The organism is Trueperella bonasi (assembly GCF_030811535.1).
GTDB lineage: Bacteria > Actinomycetota > Actinomycetes > Actinomycetales > Actinomycetaceae > Trueperella > Trueperella bonasi.
Genome location: NZ_JAUSQX010000001.1, coordinates 537,321 through 551,943, shown reverse-complemented (window position 1 = coordinate 551,943; position 14,623 = coordinate 537,321). Strand labels below are relative to the sequence as shown.

Genomic DNA, 14,623 nt, shown 5'->3' with positions numbered 1-14,623 from the left:
CGATGAGTTGAGGCAAAGCTTAAAGACTTCTATAAATGAGCTATGGGAGTTAGCGACGAACGGCGTGCACTTGCCCTTCTCACCGGGCAATCGGCAGGCGACATGCTCCGGCTTGCACTCGATGAGGCGGGTATTTTACGTTCGTGGCACGTACACGCGGTCAACCATCGCCCCGGCGCCAGTGTTTCGGTTGGCTATTCTCTCGTGTGGGATCGGTTCGACGGCGAGCGCCGGCTCCGTGAAGATCTTTACCTGCTTGCCTCCACGGCACGCATTCGCCGAGAACGGCTCGAACGGGCAGGAGCAAAAACACTTTACGCAGGCGGCCTGCCCGTGCACGTGTGGGAATACCCGGCCGATCCGGAACTGCCGGCCCTCGAGCTTGCGTGCGATCCGGAAAAACTTTCGGCATTCATCGGCCAACACGTCGATATCGAACTTCTCGGATACCGGCCAACGCGGCGTGCCGTACTGAAAATTGAGGGAGAAACTGAGCGGTACTACGTGAAGGTTGTGCGCCCCGGCGTCGTCGAAGCGCTCACGGCCCGGCATGCCGCATTCGATCAGGCAAAAGTGCCCGCTCCAACGGTGGTTACCGCCACGAAAGACGGCCTCGTTCTAACTTCGGCACTGCCGGGAGTGGCACTGTCCACCTCCTATGCAAGTGGAAAAAACCTGGATGCCACCTTCGACTCGCTGACGCGCACCCTCGACGCCCTGCCGATTATTGGGCGCGCGCTCAGACGCCGCCCGGTGTGGGCCGATCGATGCGAACACTATGCGCATGCGGCAAGCATCGCCATGCCCGAGATCACCGGGCGTGCACGGGAAGCCGCCGCCGCAATCCGCCAATACCGTTCGACCGCCGATTACGGCCCGCTCGTGCCCACCCACGGCGACTTCTACGAGGCAAATATTTTGATCTCACCCACAACCGGGCGAGTCAGCGGCCTTCTCGACCTTGACTCCTTCGGCCCCGGATACCGCGCAGACGACTGGGGCTGCCTCCTCGGGCACCTTTCGGTGCTCCCCGGCCTGAACTCCAGATATGCGCAGGCCCAGGCAATTGCTGACCGCTGGTTTGACCGGTTGCGCTCGAAAGTCGATCCGGTTGCGCTCGCGGCTTCAGCTGCGGGCGTCGTGCTCTCGCTCGTCGCATCGCCGCGCCATCGCGGGCGCAAGAACTGGAAGTCGCAGGTTCGCTCGCGCCTCGACGTCGTTGAATGGTGGCTTGCCAAAGCGGGGGAGGCAGACGCGGCTTTGCCAGCGCGCCTTCCCGCAAACCGCGCCTAGGCGAACAGCTTTTGGAGCCGCTCCACGCCCTCGACCAGGTCCTCATCAGATAGGGCATATCCCATGCGGATGTAGCCGGGAGCGCCGAAGGCTTCACCAGGAACCACCGCAACTTGGACCTCTTCGAGAATGAGCTCGGCAAGCTCGGAGGTCGTGTTCGCCACCCGGCCGTTGATGTCCTTGCCCAGGAGAGCTGACACGTTCGGGTACGCGTAGAAGGCTCCCGTCGGCATTGGAACGTCGAAACCGTCAATCTCACGAAGCATCTCAACGAGGGTCTTACGACGGCGGTCGAAGGCCTCTTTCATCTCCGCCACAACGCTCTGGTCGCCCTCGAGCGCCGCAAGTGCAGCGCGCTGGGAAACGTTAGATACGTTGGACGTAATGTGCGACTGGAAATTAGCCACCTTCTTCATCACGTCGGCAGGGCCGTGCATCCAGCCCACGCGCCAACCCGTCATGGCATAAGTTTTTGCTACGCCATTGACGATGATCGTCTGGTCTTGAAGTTCGGGAACTTCTGCCAAAATATAGGCCATGTCACCCTCGTATACGAGGTGTTCGTAAATCTCGTCTGAGATGATCCAGATGCCGTTTTCGAGCGCCCAGTTACCAATCGTCTTAAGTTCATCGGCGCTGTATACGGACCCCGTCGGGTTCGACGGCGAACACAGTAGCAACACCTTCGTACGCTCGGTGAGTGCCCTGTTCAGCTGGTCAATGCTGACCTTGTAATCCTGATCAGAACCGGCGAGCACCTCGACTGCAACACCGCCGCTAAGCGCGATCGCTTCGGGGTAGGTCGTCCAATAGGGGGCTGGCAGGATGACCTCATCGCCGTCGTCAAGCAGGGAAACGAAGGCCTGGTAAACGGCCTGTTTTCCACCGTTGGTCACAATGATGTTGCCGGGATCAACCTCGACTCCGGAATCGGCCTTGGTCTTCTTGGCGATCGCCGCACGCAGCTCGGGCAGGCCCTTAGCCACGGTGTACTTGTGATTCTTGGGGTCCTTTGCGGCCTCGACCGCCGCCTCAACGATATGAGCCGGGGTGGGAAAGTTCGGTTCGCCCGCACCAAAGCCGATGACCGGCTTGCCTTCGGCCTTGAGAGCCTTTGCCTTTGCGTCGACGGCGAGGGTTGCCGATGGTTGAAGCGCTGCGAGGCGCTTGGAAACTCTGTTCTTAGGTTGTGTAGCCATAGGAATATGTTCGCAGACTCAGATGAAAGCCGGTTGGCTTGTTCAGCATGTGTACGTACGAGAGACGTGCGCGATACCGAAACTAGTGCCAACGACGTCGTCAAGGCAGGCAACGTGGTGAGAATTACAGCCGAACGGAGCTATCCACCTAGAGTTTTAGCGTCATTCTGACTAGACTTGTGCGAGTTGCCTTTATTGGTAACACCCCGTCAGGCATCATGAATGTCAGGCAATAGGGTAGTGGCGCAATTGGTAGCGCACCGGTCTCCAAAACCGGCGGTTGTGGGTTCGAGTCCCTCCTGCCCTGCAATGAAGGCGGCCCTAGAATGGGCCGTTTTCCACATAAACCGAGAGGACAACATCGATGAGCCAATCAGCAAGCGCATCGTCACGTGGCCGTGAGTCCGCCGAGAAGAAGAGTCTGTGGCGGCGAATCGTCACTTTCTTTAAGGAAGTTATTGCCGAGTTTAAGAAGGTTCAGCGCCCCACGCGTAAAGAACTGTGGAACCTTTTCCTTACAGTGGTGTTCTTTGTGACGATCGTGATGATCTTCGTTGCGCTCTTGGATGTTGTATTCAATCAGTCCATGTTCTGGATCTTTGGCTAGGCAACTGGAAACGAAAGTAGGGACGATGTCCGAGGAAGAATTCGCAGGCGAGGAACTCTTTTCTGATTCCGCAAGTGCCGGGGATGCCTCCGCGCCTGCGCAGGAACCTGAAGTTGCCGAAGAGTCTACTACCGATCAAGAACCGGTGGAGGACACCGAAGCGGTGCAGACCCCTGCCGAGAATGACGCTGAGGAAGGCGAGAACACCAGCTCCGCTGACGTCGAGGCTGAAGGTAGCGAGGATGAAGTCACCGAGGAGACCGTTCGCAAGCGAATTCGCGGACTTCCTGGCGATTGGTATGTATTGCACACGTACGCCGGATACGAAAAGCGGGTTAAGCAGGATCTCGAATACCGTATCCACACCTTGAATATGGAAGATTACATCTTCGAGGTTCAGGTTCCGATGGAGCAGGTCTACGAGGTGAAAAAGGGCCAGCGCAAGCTTGTTTCGCGCGTTCGGATGCCCGGATACGCGATTGTTCGCATGGAAATGACCGATGACTCCTGGCGAGCTGTTCAAGACACGAACGGTGTGACCGGCTTTGTGGGCAATGGGCGCGATCCGGTCGCTTTGACTGAACGTGAAGTCGTGGACATGCTCACGCCCGTCGTCGAACAAGAAGCTGCTGAAGCAGCTAAAGCCGCTGGTAAACCGGTTACTGCGGGCGCTCCGGAATTTGTTACCGACTACGAAGTTGGCGAGACCGTGACCCTTACCACGGAGCCGTGGGTCGGAATGCCAGCTACAATTTCACAGGTTGACGCGGCGAACCAGAGGCTCACCGTGCTCATGACTCTTGTCGGCCAGGAAACCCCGGTCGACCTGTCCTTCAGCCAGGTCAAGAAGATGGAGTAGTTCGGCAACTCCAGCCAAACCGCCGCAAGGCACCCGTTTCTTTGCCGCTGATTGACGCCCATCACCGTTGCCATGGTGATGGTTTCCAAGTAATAAAGAAGGATCAAATATGCCACCGAAGAAGAAGGTTGCAGGTCTGATCAAGCTTCAAATTGAAGCTGGAGCAGCATCTCCTGCGCCACCGATTGGCCCCGCGCTGGGTCAGCACGGCGTTAACATCATGGACTTCGTCAAGGCCTACAACGCCGCGACTGAATCCATGCGTGGAAACGTCATCCCGGTTGAGATCACCGTCTATGAAGATCGTTCATTCGACTTCATTACGAAGACCCCGCCGGCCGCTGACCTCATCAAGAAGTACGCGGGCATCAAGAAGGGTTCCGGTGTTCCACACACCGATAAGGTTGGCCACCTCAGCGCAGATCAGCTGCGCGAGATCGCCAAAACCAAGGAGCCGGACCTCAACGCGAACGACATCGACAACGCCGCACGCATCATTGCGGGCACGGCACGCTCGATGGGCGTAACGACCGACAACATTTAATAGCGATACGTGGTAGAGCCCGGAGCTGGCTCGCTTCCCACGACTGCCGAAGGAGAAAAGCAGAATGGCAAAGCGCTCAAAGAACTATCGCAAGGCGGCTGAACTCGTTCAGCGCGGCGAACTTTATTCCCCGCGCGAGGCATTCGACCTCGCCAAGAAAACCTCCGTCACCAAATTTGAATCAACTGTTGAAGTTGTGTTCCGCCTAGGCGTTGATCCGCGCAAGGCTGACCAGTTGGTGCGCGGAACGGTTAACCTTCCGCACGGAACGGGCAAGACCGCCCGCGTCATCGTTTTTGCGCAGGGCCCGAATGCCCAGGCGGCACTTGATGCCGGTGCGGACGAAGTTGGCGACGACGATCTGATCGCGAAGGTCGATGGTGGTTGGACCGATTTCGATGCCGCAGTCGCAACCCCGGACATGATGGGCAAGGTTGGCCGACTCGGCCGCGTTCTTGGCCCACGTGGCCTCATGCCGAATCCGAAGACCGGAACCGTGACTATGGACGTTGCGAAGGCTGTTTCGGACATCAAGGGCGGGCGCGTCGAGTTCCGCGTGGACAAGCACGGTAACCTTCCGTTTATTGTGGGTAACACGAGCTTTGAGCTCGATCAGTTGCTCGATAATTACGCGGCTGTTCAAGAGGAAATCCTCCGCCTGAAGCCGGCATCGGCCAAGGGGCGTTACATCCGTAAGGCGACCGTTGCGACGACGATGGGCCCAGGTATTCGCCTGGATGCCACCAAGACGCGCAAGGACATGGAAGAAGACTAGCGCACCTTTTCAACGAGGCGGGGCCCGCGATCATGCGGGCCCCGCCCTGTTATGTCGGGCACGTTCCCAAGGCGTGCCTTGAAACCGGTGCGCCGAGCCATTACTGTTGAACATGCCCAAGACCGCAGGTCTCTTCGGAGTTGATTTCGAGCAATCGAAGCCCGCGCAGGTATAGCAGAGAATATTATGCGTTTACGTCGAGTAAATCGCTCATGTAACCTCGTGCCTGCGTGCGCGAGGTTTTTTATTGCCCGGTTACTGCGGCAAAGTATCGGAAGGAGGTCCCATGAAAAGGACCGAGAAGCAGGCTGAGATTGCGGTTCTCACGGATTCGTTCCGTGAATCGGACGCTGTTCTGCTGACTGAGTACCGCGGCCTGACCGTGGAGCAGATGAAGTCTCTGCGCCGCGAGCTTGGTGCCGGGGTGCGTTACCACGTCGCAAAGAACACGCTCGCCCGCATCGCAGCAAAAGAAGCTGGGATCGCAGACATCACGGATGATCTGTCAGGCCCGACAGCTCTCGCTTTCGTCACCGGTGACGTCGCTTCCGCAGCTAAAACACTGAAGAACTTCGCTAAGGAGAACGACAAGCTCGTTCTCAAGGCCGGCGTGATGGAAGGTGCGCGACTCGACGCTGACGGCGTTAAAGCTCTCGCAGATCTCGAATCGCGCGAAGTCCTCCTCGCGAAGGCAGCAGGAGCCCTCAAGGCTTCGCTGGTTAAGGCTGCATTCGTCTTCAAGGCACCCGCCACGAAGACTGTTCGTACCGTTGACGCCCTGCGTGCGAAGCAGGAAACCGCTGCCTAAGCGCAGCATCAAACACAATGTAAAAGTCCTCGCAAGAGGTGACTGCCTCGCAAGTAGGCAAAGGAAGGAAGGTCTATCATGGCCAAGCTCACTGCTGAAGAGCTAATTGAAGCGTTCAAGGAGCTCACTCTGGTTGAGCTCAACGACTTCGTGAAGAAGTTTGAGGAAGAATTCGACGTCGAAGCTGCAGCTCCTGTTGCCGTTGCTGCTCCCGGTGCGCCGGCAGCTGGTGGCGACGCGGGCGGCGCTGCCGAAGAGCAGACGGAGTTCGACGTCGTTCTGACCGAAGCAGGCGGCACCAAGATTGCCGTCATCAAGGTCGTTCGTGAGATCACCGGTCTTGGCCTCAAGGAAGCCAAGGCTCTCGTTGATGAAGCTCCGAAGCCTGTTCTTGAAGCTGCAGCTAAGGAAGCAGCTGACGAGGCGAAGGCTAAGCTTGAGGAAGCTGGCGCGACCGTCGAGCTCAAGTAATTTTTGCGGCACTGGCCGCATATTGACTTGTTGGTGAATCACCAGCGGTTGAGACGAATCCCCCGGGAAGTACGGTTCCATACCGTGCACCCGGGGGATTCTCATGCTACCGGGGCGAGTCGCTTGCAAATCGCGCCGTAGTGTGCGAAAGTCATCGGTGTAGCGGAGGTATTGCACGTAGGTGAAGATCCGCGAAAAAGACTCCGTGTATCGAGGAACCCTCAAGAAGACACAGTCTGAGGTGATTCGAGGATCACGGATGTTATTAGGTGTCGTGACCCCTTCCACATGGGCGGGGCTAGACTTTCATGCGCCTTGAGAGTAAATTTGAAGCTTGTGTGCACTCTCATTCGTCGTACCCAAGTTTGTTTGGTTAAGTGCTTGAAACTTCCAAAACTTTGGCGGTGGCACAGATGTGAGGCTCACGCTGGCCTAACCAATTTATAGGGAAGGATCGCCCTTTGGCTGCTTCGCGCACCTCTAATACAACTGTCGTAAACGGCAAGCTGACTTCTGATCGCGTCTCATTCGCGAAAATCGAGGAGCCACTTCCGGTACCGGATCTACTTGGACTCCAAACCTCTTCTTACGGATGGCTGATTGGCTCAGACGAATGGCGCGAGAATGCTGCGCCGGGGGAGAAGTCAGGCCTCGAAGAAATTTTTGACGAGGTTTCACCAATTCAAAACACGGCCGAAACGATGGGGCTCGTGCTGTCGAATCCTCATCTTGAAGGTGAGAAGGCGTCGATCGCTGAGTGTAAAGAAAAGGATCTCACCTACTCGGCTGCGCTCTACGTGACGGCAGAGTTCCAGAACTACGAAACCGGCGAGATTAAGTCTCAGACCACTTTTATTGGCGACTTCCCGCTGATGACCCCTCAAGGCACGTTCATTATTAACGGCACGGAACGTGTGGTCGTGTCTCAGATGGTTCGTTCCCCGGGCGTGTATTACGAGGTAACACCGGACAAGACCTCGGATAAGTTAATCTACAATGTGAAGATTATTCCTTCGCGCGGTGCTTGGCTCGAGTTCGAGATCGACAAGCGCGACTCGGTGGGCGTGCGCGTGGACCGCAAGCGTAAGCAGTCGGTGACGGTCTTCCTCAAGGCACTCGGTATGACGGAATCAGAGATTCGCGAAGAGTTCTCGGATTACCCGCTTCTGCTCGATGCGCTGGATAAGGACGCGGTGCACACCCAGGAAGAGGCCCTTCAGGATCTATACCGCAAGCTTCGCCCAGGTGAGCCGCCAACGGCGGAAGCTGGCCGCACACTTCTCAATAACTTCTACCTCAACCCCAAGCGTTACGATCTTGCCAAGGTAGGCCGCTACAAGGTCAACAAGAAGCTTGGCTTGCCCGAAGAGGTTGATGACCGCCAGCTCACACTTGCCGACATGACGGCGACTATTCGTTACCTCCTCGCTTTGCATGCGGGAGAAAAAGAGACGACGACGATCGACGGCGGCGCCGAGGTCATCGTTGAACGTGACGATATCGACCACTTTGGTAACCGCCGTATCCGTGCGGTTGGTGAACTGATCCAAAACCAAGTACGCACCGGTTTGGCTCGCCTTGACCGTATGGTCCGTGAACGGATGACCACGCAGGATGCCGAGGCGATCACGCCGTCGTCGTTGATTAATATCCGGCCGATTGTAGCCGCGATTAAAGAGTTCTTCGGAACCTCGCAGCTGTCGCAGTTCATGGATCAAAACAATCCGCTGGCGGGCTTGACGCATAAGCGCCGTCTGTCGGCGCTTGGCCCGGGTGGCTTGTCACGTGACCGTGCCTCGATGGAAGTTCGAGACGTCCATCCTTCGCACTACGGCCGCATGTGCCCGATTGAGACGCCGGAAGGCCCGAATATTGGCCTGATCGGTTCGCTCGCAACCTATGGTCGGGTGAACTCGTTTGGCTTTATCGAAACGCCGTACCGTAAGGTCGTCGATGGGCGAGTAACCGACGAGATCGAGTACCTCGATGCCGCAGATGAGGACCGCTACACGGTGGCCCAGGCTTCGGCTCCAATGAACGAGAAGGGCGAGTTCACCGAGGACGAGGTGCTGGTGCGCCTACCCGGAGGTGAACCAGCGCTGATCCCGGCTGCCGACGTCGATTTCATGGATGTTTCTGCACGTCAGATGGTGTCCGTTGGCACTGCAGCGATTCCGTTCCTCGAACACGACGACGCCAACCGCGCACTCATGGGCGCGAACATGCAGCGCCAGGCCGTTCCGCTGATCAAGCCTGTCGCACCGCTGGTTGGCACCGGTATCGAAACCCGCGCGGCCGTCGACGCCGGTGACGTGCTGGTAGCCGAGGCTCCCGGCGTCGTGATCGAAGTTGATGCCGACCACGTGACCGTCGAACAGGACGATGGCACCTACCGTACATACCGGCTTGCAAAGTTTGAACGTTCGAATCCGGGTAATTCCACGAACCAGAAAGTCATGGTGAGTGAGGGCGACCGGCTTGAGGCGGGTTCGCTGATCGCCGATGGCCCTGCAACCGAAGGTGGCGAGCTTGCGCTCGGCCAGAACTTGCTGGTTGCGTTCATGGCGTGGAATGGTTACAACTTCGAAGATGCGATCATCCTGTCGCAACGTTGCCAGTCCGAGGATCTATTGACCTCGATCCACATTGAGGAACACGAAGTCGATGCTCGTGACACCAAGCTTGGCGTCGAAGAAATTACGCGCGATATCCCCAATGTTTCGGAAGAGGCGCTCGCCCACCTTGATGAACGCGGCATTATTCGTGTCGGAGCTGAGGTGACGGCTGGCGATATCCTCGTTGGCAAGATCACGCCAAAGGGAGAAACGGAGCTGACCTCGGAAGAGCGTTTGCTACGTGCGATTTTCGGTGAGAAGGCTAAGGAAGTGCGCGATACGTCCATGCGTGTGCCGCACGGCCAGGCAGGAATCGTTATTGGCGTCAAGGAGTTTTCGGAAGAGAACCACGATGAACTGCCCTCGGATATCCGCCAGTCGGTACGCGTTCACATTGCGCAGCGCCGCAAGATCGCGATTGGCGATAAGATGGCGGGCCGCCACGGTAATAAGGGCGTGATCTCGCGTATTCTGCCCGTTGAAGATATGCCGTTCCTCGAGGATGGCACGCCAGTGGATATCGTCTTGAATCCGCTCGGCGTTCCTTCGCGTATGAACCTTGGTCAGGTGTTTGAACTCCACTTGGGTTGGGTTGCCAAGCACGGCTGGGATGCCACTGAAGCGCGCAAGGCCGGTGAAGAGTGGGCGATGCGCCTGCCGGAGAATGCGATCGAGGCCGAACCTGGCCGTACCGTCGCAACCCCGGTGTTTGACGGTGTGGAAGCCGACGAACTCAAGGGTCTGCTCAGCGTGACGAAGCCGAATCGTGACGGGGAGCGCATGGTTGACGACACCGGTAAGGCACGGCTGTTTGACGGCCGTACGGGCGATCCATTCCCGGATCCGGTATCGGTTGGATACATGTACATGCTCAAGCTCCACCACCTTGTGGATGACAAGATTCACGCGCGTTCCACAGGCCCGTACTCGATGGTCACCCAGCAGCCGCTGGGAGGTAAAGCCCAGTTCGGTGGTCAGCGTTTTGGTGAGATGGAAGTGTGGGCGCTTGAAGCGTACGGCGCCGCGCACACGCTCCAAGAGATGTTGACGATCAAGTCGGATGACACGGTTGGTCGAGTGAAGGTTTACGAGGCCATTGTGAAGGGCGATAACGTTCCTGAACCAGGCCTTCCGGAGTCCTTCAAGGTGCTCGTCCAGGAGATGCGCTCGCTGTGTTTGAACGTCGAAGCGCTGGATGCGAGCGGGAATGCTATTTCGCTCCAAGACTCCGACGACGACGCGTTCCGTTCCCCGCAATCTGCAGGTATCACCACGGGTCTTGAAGATCTCGAAACCGGTGCAGACTTTTAACAATTTAACCGTCGGTGGTGCGGTGAGCGCCCGCCGCTCCGCTGACGAATGGCAATAAAGGCGTAAGAACTGAGGAAGTAGGAATCTTGCTCGACGTCAATCTTTTTGACCAGCTGTCGATCTCGCTCGCAACGTCGGATGACGTGCGTGAATGGTCGCATGGCACCGTTACCAAGCCTGAAACGATTAACTACCGTACACTCAAGCCTGAAAAGGATGGCCTTTTCGGCGAGCAGATTTTTGGCCCGACCCGCGATTGGGAGTGTGCTTGCGGAAAGTACAAGCGCCCGCGGTATAAGGGCATCGTGTGCGAACGCTGCGGCGTGGAGGTCACGCGAGCCAAGGTGCGCCGTGAGCGCATGGGCCATATCGAGCTCGCGGCTCCGGTTACTCACATTTGGTATTTCAAGGGAGTGCCCTCGCGTCTTGGCTACCTGCTCGATATTGCGCCGAAGGATCTTGAGAAGGTCATTTACTTCGCGGCATACATGGTGACCGAAGTGGACGAGCAGCGTCGGCACGACGACATGCCCACCCTTACGGCCGAGTACGAGCTTGAGCGCGCCAACCTGGAAAAGGAACGCGACGCCGCCGTCGAAGCCGCGTTGAAGGAAGAGGAAGAAACACTCGCCAAGGCGGAGGCCGCGGGAGAAGATGCTTCTTCGATCGGCAAGATCAAGCGTTCGGTGCAGGCCGATACGCGTCGCGTGCGCACTCGCTACGAGAACGACATTAAGAACCTAGAAGAGGTGTGGGATAAGTTCACCAAGCTCAAGGTCGGTGACCTTGAGGGTGATGAGAACGCATATCGCGACATGGAGGCTCGCTGGGGCGACTACTTCGCAGCGTACCGCGGAGCCGAAGCTATCCAGCGTCGTCTTCGCACCTTTGATCTGCAGGCGGAGCACGATTTGCTCGTTGACCAGATCGAAAACGGTACCGCTCAGCGCAAGACCCGCGCCCTCAAGCGGATCAAGGTTGTAAACGCTTTCTTGCACTCGCAGACCCCGCCAGAGGCCATGGTTCTGGATGCCATCCCTGTGATTCCACCGGATTTGCGCCCGATGGTGCAGCTCGATGGCGGCCGATTCGCGACGTCGGATCTGAACGATCTGTACCGCCGCGTCATTAACCGCAATAACCGCCTCCAGCGCATGCTCGATCTGAACGCGCCGGAGATCATGGTCAACAACGAAAAGCGCATGCTCCAGGAAGCCGTGGACGCGCTGTTTGATAACGGCCGCCGTGGCCGGCCCGTGCAGGGCGCAGGCAACCGCCCGCTGAAGTCGATTTCGGACATGCTCAAGGGTAAGCAGGGGCGTTTCCGCCAGAACCTACTCGGTAAGCGTGTTGACTACTCGGGTCGTTCGGTGATCGTGATTGGCCCGACCCTCAAGCTCCACCAGTGTGGCTTGCCCAAGACGATGGCGCTCGAGCTGTTCAAGCCGTTCGTGCAAAAGCGTCTGGTTGATCTTGAACTGGCGAAGAATATTAAGGCTGCTAAGCGCCTGATCGAACGCCAGCGCGACGAGGTCTTCGACGTTCTGGAAGAGATCATTCAAGAACACCCGGTTCTGCTCAACCGTGCCCCCACGCTTCACCGCCTTGGTATTCAGGCTTTCGAGCCGCAGCTGATCGAGGGTAAGGCAATTCGTTTGCACCCGCTCGTGTGTGCTGCGTTCAACGCGGATTTCGATGGCGATCAGATGGCAGTACACCTGCCGCTGTCGGTTGAAGCGCAGGCAGAGGCGCGCATCTTGATGCTCTCGGCAAACAACATTCTCAAGCCGTCCGACGGCCGCCCGGTCACGGTTCCATCGCAGGACATGGTCATTGGTTTGTACCATTTGACCACGCAGCGCGATGAGGAGGCGGGCGCAGGGCGCTACTTCACGTCGGTGGCCGAAGCTGAAATGGCTTACGACCTGGGCGAACTGCACCTGAATGCACCGTGCCACATCCGTTGGAAGGCCGATGAAATTGTGCTTCCGCGCGACTGGCAGGCACCCGAGGGCTACGAAGAGGGCGAGGACGTCCTGTTGGCCACGACGCTCGGCCGCGCATTCTTCAATGATGCGCTTCCGACGACGTTCCCATACGTAAACCGCACAGTCGACAAGAAGGTGCTTGGCAATATCGTTAACGAGCTTGCTGAGCGCTACCCGAAGGTTGATGCTGCCGCTTCCTTGGATGCCCTGAAAGAAATTGGTTTCTATTGGGGCGGCCGCTCGGGCGTGACGATCGCCGTCTCGGACGTCGTCGCTCCTGACAGCAAGGCAGAAATCCTCGAAGAGGCCGAGAAACGGGCGGCGAAGATCGAGCAGGACTTCCAGGAAGGTAATATCCGCGATGAGGATCGCCGCCGTGATCTTGTTGCCCTGTGGACGGAAGTAACCGACGATGTTGCCGACGAGATGCGCAAGAATTTCGACGACCTGAACAACATCAACCAGATGGTTACTTCGGGTGCTCGCGGTAACTGGATGCAGATTCGCCAGGTTGCCGGTATGCGTGGCCTGGTGGCTGATCCGAAGGGTGAGATTATCCCGCGTCCGATCAAGTCGAACTATCGTGAGGGCCTGTCGGCACTCGAGTACTTTACGGCTACCCACGGTGCTCGTAAGGGCTTGGCCGATACGGCGCTCCGTACCGCCGATTCGGGCTATCTGACCCGCCGTTTGGTGGACGTGGCTCAGGACGTGATTGTCCGCGAGTCCGACTGTGGCACCTCGCGTGGATTGAAGAAGAGCATCGTACTGGTCGACGACGAGGGTAATCAGCTCAAGTTGGCCGACGTTGACGGCGCTAAGCGCGAAGTGACCGAGGCGGAAGTTTCCGCCGAGGTCTGGGCAAGTGCCGAAGTCATCCAGGCCGACGACGTCGACACTTCCGTATACGCTCGTACGCTTGCCAAGGATGTTGAAGACTCCGAGGGCAACGTGATCGTTGAGGCTGGCACGGATATCGGTGACGTGGCTCTTGAGGCGCTGCTTGCCGCTGGCATCACTGAAATTACAGTGCGTTCCGTGCTTACTTGTGATTCGCGTGTTGGCACGTGTGCAATGTGCTATGGCCGTTCGCTCGCCACGGGCAAGCTCGTGGATATTGGTGAAGCGGTAGGTATTGTTGCGGCTCAGTCGATTGGCGAGCCCGGTACCCAGCTGACGATGCGTACCTTCCACACGGGTGGTGCGGCATCGGCGGAGGATATTACCCAGGGTCTGCCGCGTGTTCAGGAATTGTTTGAGGCACGCACGCCGAAGGGCGAGGCGCCGATTGCTGAAGCGACGGGCCGTCTTGAGGTTGAGGAACTGGAGCGTTCGCGGCGCTTGATTATCAAGCGCGACGACGGCGACGAAGACCTCACCTACCTCGTTGGCAAACGTGCCAAGCTGCTCGTGCCGGAAAACTCGCACGTGCAGGTTGGCCAGCAGCTCGTGGAAGGTTCGGTAGATCCGAAGAAGGTTCTGCGGATTTCTGGCCGCCGTATTGCGCAGCTGCACCTTGTTGATGAGGTCCAGGACGTTTACCGTTCGCAGGGCGTTGAGATTCACGATAAGCACATTGAGGTTATCGTGCGTCAGATGCTTCGCCGCGTGACCGTCCTGGATTCGGGAACGACGACGTTATTGCCGGGTGAATTGGTGGATGTTGCTCAATTCGAGACGGCAAACCGTGCGGCCATGGCAGAGGGCGGTAAGCCGGCGTCGGGCCGTCCAGAGCTGATGGGTATCACGAAGGCTTCGCTCGCAACGGATTCGTGGCTTTCTGCCGCATCCTTCCAGGAGACCACAAAGGTTCTCACCGAGGCTGCGCTCAACGCCAAGTCTGATCCGCTTGAGGGACTGAAGGAGAACGTCATCCTCGGTAAGCTCATCCCGGCCGGTACTGGCTTGGAGCAGCTGCGTAAGCCGAAGGTGGAGCCGACTCCTGAGGCGCGCTCCGAATACGAGCAACTCAACACGTTTGCCGGTCTCGATTCCTTCGATGACATCTACGGCTACGGTTCACTCGATGACTACGACACGTCGATGGGGTATGGCTTCGGGCTGAACTTCTAAAATGTGTACGCGCAAGGGGCGCACTGTTAGGGACTCTCCGTTTACGTCCCGACGCAGTGCGTCCCTTTCGCTGTCGATCA

The 14,623-nt window shown here is 57.9% G+C and carries 10 protein-coding genes and 1 tRNA gene; 10 read left to right on the top strand and 1 reads right to left on the bottom strand.

Annotation, left to right across the window (positions count from 1 at the left end; translation table 11 throughout):
- Positions 1–42 precede the first annotated feature (42 nt).
- Positions 43–1,293, top strand: a complete 1,251-nt coding sequence (locus J2S70_RS02615; RefSeq protein WP_307682195.1) for a phosphotransferase — start codon at positions 43–45, stop codon at positions 1,291–1,293.
- Here the strand turns inward: J2S70_RS02615 and J2S70_RS02610 are convergent.
- Positions 1,290–2,492, bottom strand: a complete 1,203-nt coding sequence (locus J2S70_RS02610; protein ID WP_307682194.1) for a pyridoxal phosphate-dependent aminotransferase — start codon at positions 2,490–2,492, stop codon at positions 1,290–1,292. The two genes, J2S70_RS02615 and J2S70_RS02610, sit on opposite strands and share 4 nt — an antisense overlap.
- Before the next feature lie 234 nt (positions 2,493–2,726).
- Here J2S70_RS02610 and J2S70_RS02605 point away from each other — a divergent pair.
- The 9 genes from J2S70_RS02605 to rpoC all read left to right on the top strand — a co-directional run bounded on the left by J2S70_RS02605 (position 2,727) and on the right by rpoC (position 14,543).
- Positions 2,727–2,799: transfer RNA gene (locus J2S70_RS02605), tRNA-Trp, on the top strand.
- A gap of 57 nt (positions 2,800–2,856) precedes the next feature.
- On the top strand, positions 2,857–3,099 hold the full coding sequence (secE, locus tag J2S70_RS02600; RefSeq protein ID WP_307682193.1) for a preprotein translocase subunit SecE: 243 nt from the start codon (positions 2,857–2,859) through the stop codon (positions 3,097–3,099).
- Positions 3,100–3,124: 25 nt separating this feature from the next.
- Entirely contained in the window at positions 3,125–3,958 is an 834-nt protein-coding gene (gene nusG, locus J2S70_RS02595; RefSeq protein WP_307682192.1) for a transcription termination/antitermination protein NusG, read from the top strand.
- Between the two features lie 109 nt (positions 3,959–4,067).
- Positions 4,068–4,502, top strand: coding sequence for a 50S ribosomal protein L11 (gene rplK, locus J2S70_RS02590; protein WP_307682191.1), 435 nt, complete (start codon positions 4,068–4,070; stop codon positions 4,500–4,502).
- 64 nt (positions 4,503–4,566) lie between these two features.
- Positions 4,567–5,277, top strand: a complete 711-nt coding sequence (gene rplA / locus J2S70_RS02585; RefSeq protein ID WP_307682190.1) for a 50S ribosomal protein L1 — start codon at positions 4,567–4,569, stop codon at positions 5,275–5,277.
- A gap of 286 nt (positions 5,278–5,563) precedes the next feature.
- Complete coding sequence (gene rplJ, locus J2S70_RS02580; RefSeq protein ID WP_307682189.1) at positions 5,564–6,085, top strand: 50S ribosomal protein L10; 522 nt, start codon at positions 5,564–5,566, stop codon at positions 6,083–6,085.
- 78 nt (positions 6,086–6,163) lie between these two features.
- Positions 6,164–6,556 carry a 50S ribosomal protein L7/L12 gene (gene rplL, locus J2S70_RS02575; RefSeq protein WP_307682188.1) on the top strand — a complete coding sequence of 131 codons (393 nt, stop codon included), beginning with the start codon at positions 6,164–6,166 and terminating at the stop codon, positions 6,554–6,556.
- Positions 6,557–7,017: 461 nt separating this feature from the next.
- Entirely contained in the window at positions 7,018–10,482 is a 3,465-nt protein-coding gene (gene rpoB, locus J2S70_RS02570) for a DNA-directed RNA polymerase subunit beta (protein ID WP_307682187.1), read from the top strand.
- An 86-nt stretch (positions 10,483–10,568) separates the two neighbouring features.
- The gene (rpoC, locus tag J2S70_RS02565) at positions 10,569–14,543 is read left to right on the top strand and encodes a DNA-directed RNA polymerase subunit beta' (RefSeq protein WP_307682186.1); all 3,975 of its coding nucleotides are present in this window, start codon (positions 10,569–10,571) and stop codon (positions 14,541–14,543) included.
- The last annotated feature ends 80 nt before the right edge of the window (positions 14,544–14,623 follow it).